Genomic DNA, 5,034 nt, shown 5'->3' on the forward strand with positions numbered 1-5,034 from the left:
CGTTCAGCATCCCCTGCACACGCTGAAATTCCCCGCATGCGCTGAGCGCTGCGGTTCAACAACGACATCGGCAGTCCAACCTCTGTCGTGCGGTGCCGGCGGAAGGAGCGACGGAGCTTCGCGCCCCGCCGGCACCGCGCACGGTGGGCAGCTCTCCGCTGGCTTCCCGCCGGCCCTCTCATGCCTCGACGGCGGCCACGACGGCGATCTACGCCCCGACCCGCCCGCAGCGCTCCCTTCACATCGGAGCACGGCCTCGAACGCCGCGCCCGCAGTGTGCCCGTGCAGGCCGCTGGAGCCGCGAACACCACAAATCAGGATAGTTCATCCCGATAATGAGCAAAATCTACCAATCTTCGCAAATCGGCATGGTCGACATCCCCGGACCCAATCGGACATGTGTCCGGAATAATGCATACTGTTGTGGCTGGAGCTGATTACTACCACTCATGCCGTTATGGTCACGGACAGCAAGCTACACGGAGAAGCGATGACCAGCACATCGCCGGACACGGACCGCACCGTCCCGGGGGAAGACATGCCACAGCCGAACCCGCCGAACACACCTGATGAGGCGGGACGAGGCCGGGAGCCGGTGTTCACCCCGCTGAGCCCGGAGGATCCCCGCGAGATCGGCACATATCCGCTCTGGGCCCGGATCGGCGAGGGCGGCATGGGGATTGTGTACCTGTCCCACACCCCCGGCGGCCGGCAGGTCGCGCTCAAAGTGGCCTGGCCGGGGCTCGCCACCGATCCCGAGTTCCGGCGTCGCTTCGAAGAAGAGGTGAAGATCGCCCAACGGGTCCTGGGCTTGTACACCGCTCCGGTCATCGCCTGTGACCCGCACGCCCCACGCCCGTGGCTGGCCACCGCCTACATTGCAGCCCCCTCTCTCGCCGTAACCGTCACCCGTCATGGACCACTGCCAGCGGAGACCGTCCTGCTGCTGATCGCCGGAGTCGCGGAGGCACTGCAGTCCATCCACGACGCCGGTGTGATCCACCGCGACCTCAAGCCAAGCAACATCATTCTTGCCGCGGACGGCCCCCGAGTAATCGATTTCGGTATTTCCCGGGCAATCGAAGCCGCCCAAACAAAGATCACCCAGACCGGGGTTCGAATCGGCACGCCTGCGTTCATGGCTCCCGAACAGGCTCAGGGAGTCTCTCTGAGCACGTCCGGGGACATTTTCTCCCTCGGCTCCACCGCCTACTATGCGATCACCGGCAGGCTGCCGTTCGGCGGAGACGCTGCCGTCTCCTACCGGATCGTGCACGGGCAGCCCGACTGGGACAGCTGCCCGGACCGGGTCCGCGATGTGCTGGAACGGTGCATGGAGAAGGATCCGACAGCTCGCCCCACTCCGGCGGAGCTGATCGAGCTGTGCCGGGCGGCATCCACCGACGAGCGGCTGCGCATCGACGAGAACTGGCTGCCTCCCACCGTGGTCGCGGATCTCAGCCGCTATGATGCCACCCCACCCAGACCATCCGATCTGCCTAAATCGCTGAAACTATTCAGTTCGTTCATATCATCCGGTCCGTCGCCAGACGAATTCAAGCCTCCTCAGCCGGCACCGGACACGCCCGAGCCGCCTGGGCGTCCAGGCCGCAAACGGCTGTGGTGGATTGTCAGCGGGTGCGCTGCGGTCGTGCTTGCGATGGTCACGACCGTGCTCATAATTCGCACATCGGGAGGAAATGCACCGTCGGACGAGGCGGCCGGTTCGCCCAGGCCCTTCGTGACAGAAGAATCCGGTCAGAGCCGGGACACGTCGACAGCTCCGGTGGCTACCGGCGGAATCACCCTCCATAGCAACCGTTTCGGGCAGGGCATGTGCCTTGACGCCGACATCAACTATCAGGGCGTCAACGGCACGAGGGTCCAGCTCTGGACGTGCAACGGATCCGTCCAGCAACAGTGGTACTACGAAGGCGACCTGCATACCGGAGCGTTGATTCACAGCGTGAAGTGGCCGGGGATGTGCCTCGACGCCGACACGAACACCATCGGCAGTAACGGCGGGAAGGTACAGCTCTGGATGTGCAACGGGTTCGCCCAGCAACGGTGGTACTACCGTAACACCGCGGGGGCAAACGCCTATCAGAACGGATGGGGCGCCCCGTACGGCCGGTGCCTCGATGCCGATTCCAACGCCGGCTGGGACGGCACGAGGGTGCAGCTGTGGGAGTGCAACCAGACCACCCAGCAACAATGGCGGGAGTAGACCGTTCGGCAACCCGGACCACCACCGGGGCTTCCCTCGCTCGTCGAAGGTATCGCTGATCCGCCGGTGTCACTCGCTCACCGGCCGGTCGGCGGACGAGCGACACCGGGGAGCACCACCTCAGACTCCACCGGCGGAAAGCAGGATGTCGAGTTTGGTGTAGCCCTCGTTGACCCCGCTCTCCATCCCGCTGCGCAGCCAGGCGTCCCGGCTGTCGAAGCTGTCCACCAGCGACTGGGCGTGCAGTCTGGTACGGCCGTCGCCGAGGTCCTCGAACCGCAGCGTCTCGAGCGCGACGCCGTCCGGTTCACCATCGAACGTGAAGGTCTGCACGATACGGTCGGTGCGGACCTCGTGGAAACTACCGTGGAAGCCGAACTCGTTGCCGTCGTGCTCGGCGACATAACGCCAGCTTCCACCGGTCCTGGCGTCCCAGTGCTCGATCCGGGTCCGCAGTCCGTTCGGCCCGACCCACCGCGCGAACAGGGCGGGGTCGGTGTGCGCCCGGAACAGCTGTTCCGGGGTGGCCGCGAAGTCCCGGGTGATCCGGATGATCGGTACGTTCTGGTCGGCTTCGATCACGGCGGCAGCGATGGTGCTCATCAGGCTGTCTCCTTTTCCTTTGTCGGCTGTTCGTCGTCACGGGCGTTGTTCGTGGTGATGTCGGTGACGCCGGTGATGCTGGCGGCGTCGTCGTTCATGGCGGCCAGCACGGCGTCGAGGCGTCGGTAACGCTCCTCGGCCTGCCGCCGGTACCGCTCGATCCACGCGGTCATCAGGTCGAACACCTTCGCCTCGAGGTGCACCGGGCTGCGGCCGGCCTCCGGCAGCGCCGTCTCCCCATCGCCCCGGGACACGGTGGACCTGTGTCGGACGAGTGGTCAGATCGCCAGGGCGAGCTCAGTGAAGGCAGCCGTCAGCCGCTGGCGGGGTTCGGCGTCCGTGCCGAGCGGTGATGCCCCGCCGCGGTGTTGGCGGCACACTGCCGCACACGTCAGAGCGCGAGTACCTGACGTAGCCCCCGGCCCAGGTCTCGCATGAGGCTCTCCGGGACAGCGCCGACAGCGTGCCCGAGTTCGTCCTTGTTGAGCGTGACGATGGCGGTCACGTTGGCCACAGAGTCGCATTGTAGGCCGGTCACCGCGGCGGGGAGGAAGACGTTGCCGGGCATGGTGGCGAGCGCGGTATTCGACGTGATGACGACTGCGACGACTGTGGCCAACCGGCTCGCGTTGTAGAACGCGGACTGGACGACCACCACTGGGCGGCGTTTCGCGGGGCGGCTGCCCTCCGCCTCACCGAGGTCGACCCAGCGAATATCGCCACGGCTGATCACCAGCCCTCGCTGTCGCCCAGTGCTCGCCGGCCGGCGAGCACCGCGTCCTGGAACGAGTCGTCGGGACCCGCGAGCTCAAGAGCGGCGTCGATACGCTCAGTCAGGGACTGGGCGTCGAGCTCCTGGATGTAGCGACGGGCGGCTGTCGTGAAGAACTCGGAGCGACTCACGCCGAGTGCGGCCGCGCGACGCTCAGCCTCGTTGAACGTCTCGTCCGGGATCGAGATCGCAGTCTTCATGCGCTTAGTATAACCGGGTATGACCACGCGGTCGCGTGCCGCTACGAACTCGACACGGACGCCGAACCCCGCCAGCGGCTGACGGCTGCCTTCACCAAGTTCGCCCTGGCGATCTGATCATCGGTCCGGCGCATCCACCGCATCCTGCCTGCGCCCAATGCAACAGTGCCTCCGGCCCCGACAGGCCGTACATCAGCATCACCCTGGGCCACAGTCCCAGGCCGGCTTCTGGCACCCCACAAGTCGTCACGGAAGCAGATCGAACGCCGGGACCCCTACCTGCCGACGGCCCGCCCCAGGACGACGTCGCCATCCTCACTGTCTTCCTACTGCGGCAGCCTCCTCAGCCCGGGACCGGCCCCGTGCCCGGGATCACCCGGCAGTCGGCGCACGAGTGCTGCAGCGCTACCGTGCGTCGGACAGACACCAGTCGATCTTCTACCCGTATTCTGGCTATGATTCAGACCGGTCACTATTCTGACCTCTATGGAGACTATTTCGATCACGCAGGCCAAGGCCCGGATCGCCGAGCTCGCCGACCGGGTAGCGCGGGAGCACGACCACTTCACGATCACCCGTAACGGCCGGGCCGACGTCATGCTGATCTCGGTGGCAGAGTACGAGTCGATGCAGGAGACGCTCGATCTGCTCTCCGATGACGAGGCCCTGGCCGATCTACGCCAGTCGCGGGAGGACTTCGCGACAGGGGACACGTTCGCCGTGGAGGAGGTCCGGGCCGAGCTGGAGCGCCGCCGCGGGGCGGCCTGATGGCCGCCAGCGACGAGGAGGCCGACGCAGGCGCCGCCGAGAAGCCCAGCCCGTACACGGTCCTGTTCTCCCGGCAAGCTCGCCGAAACCTCAGCGAGCACCTTCCACTGGACGTGGCGATCGCGGCGACGGAGGCCGTCTACCGGACAGTCGCACTCAGCCCCTCCCGAGTGGGCAAGCCACTCAACGAACCCTTCGACGGGTACTACTCGGCCCGCCGTGGCACCTATCGGATCATCTACCGCATCGATGAAGCCAGCCGTGCCGTAGAGACCCACTCGATCCGCCACCGCCGCGACGCCTACCGCGCATAGGGAGACGCCAGGAGCCACGAGATCTGTCACGTCCCACCTGAACGCCTCCGCACGGCGCTGGAGCGAGCCGCTCCCGACCACATGGTTGACTACACAACGACCATCGAATGAGGAAAGTTGCGGTAACGGCAGGTTGCGATCCACTCGTCA

Annotated in this window: 7 protein-coding genes; 3 read left to right on the plus strand and 4 right to left on the minus strand. The window is 66.1% G+C overall.

Annotated elements, in window-relative coordinates; genetic code table 11:
* Nucleotides 1-490 precede the first annotated feature (490 nt).
* Complete coding sequence (locus tag AC5LSR_RS23065; RefSeq protein ID WP_445548175.1) at nt 491-2,227, plus strand: protein kinase domain-containing protein; 1,737 nt, start codon at nt 491-493, stop codon at nt 2,225-2,227.
* Nucleotides 2,228-2,347: 120 nt separating this feature from the next.
* Here the strand turns inward: AC5LSR_RS23065 and AC5LSR_RS23070 are convergent, their stop codons facing one another.
* The 4 genes from AC5LSR_RS23070 to AC5LSR_RS23085 form a co-directional block, all read right to left on the minus strand.
* Nucleotides 2,348-2,830 carry an SRPBCC family protein gene (locus AC5LSR_RS23070; RefSeq protein ID WP_250286210.1) on the minus strand — a complete coding sequence of 161 codons (483 nt, stop codon included), beginning with the start codon at nt 2,828-2,830 and terminating at the stop codon, nt 2,348-2,350.
* Nucleotides 2,830-3,084 carry a hypothetical protein gene (locus tag AC5LSR_RS23075; RefSeq protein ID WP_250286207.1) on the minus strand — a complete coding sequence of 85 codons (255 nt, stop codon included), beginning with the start codon at nt 3,082-3,084 and terminating at the stop codon, nt 2,830-2,832. Before AC5LSR_RS23075 ends, AC5LSR_RS23070 begins: the two co-directional genes overlap by 1 nt.
* A gap of 137 nt (nt 3,085-3,221) precedes the next feature.
* Nucleotides 3,222-3,563, minus strand: a complete 342-nt coding sequence (locus AC5LSR_RS23080; protein WP_493465715.1) for a type II toxin-antitoxin system PemK/MazF family toxin — start codon at nt 3,561-3,563, stop codon at nt 3,222-3,224.
* Nucleotides 3,560-3,802, minus strand: coding sequence for a CopG family ribbon-helix-helix protein (locus AC5LSR_RS23085; RefSeq protein WP_250286205.1), 243 nt, complete (start codon nt 3,800-3,802; stop codon nt 3,560-3,562). The genes AC5LSR_RS23080 and AC5LSR_RS23085 overlap by 4 nt, the downstream gene beginning before the upstream one ends.
* Before the next feature lie 486 nt (nt 3,803-4,288).
* Here AC5LSR_RS23085 and AC5LSR_RS23090 point away from each other — a divergent pair, with 486 nt between their 5' ends.
* Together AC5LSR_RS23090 and AC5LSR_RS23095 are read left to right on the plus strand one after the other, a co-directional pair.
* Nucleotides 4,289-4,570 carry a type II toxin-antitoxin system Phd/YefM family antitoxin gene (locus tag AC5LSR_RS23090; RefSeq protein WP_250286203.1) on the plus strand — a complete coding sequence of 94 codons (282 nt, stop codon included), beginning with the start codon at nt 4,289-4,291 and terminating at the stop codon, nt 4,568-4,570.
* Nucleotides 4,570-4,884, plus strand: coding sequence for a type II toxin-antitoxin system RelE family toxin (locus AC5LSR_RS23095; protein WP_250286201.1), 315 nt, complete (start codon nt 4,570-4,572; stop codon nt 4,882-4,884). The genes AC5LSR_RS23090 and AC5LSR_RS23095 overlap by 1 nt, the downstream gene beginning before the upstream one ends.
* Nucleotides 4,885-5,034 lie beyond the last annotated feature (150 nt).

The organism is Protofrankia sp. CiP1_Cm_nod4, from assembly GCF_982290645.1.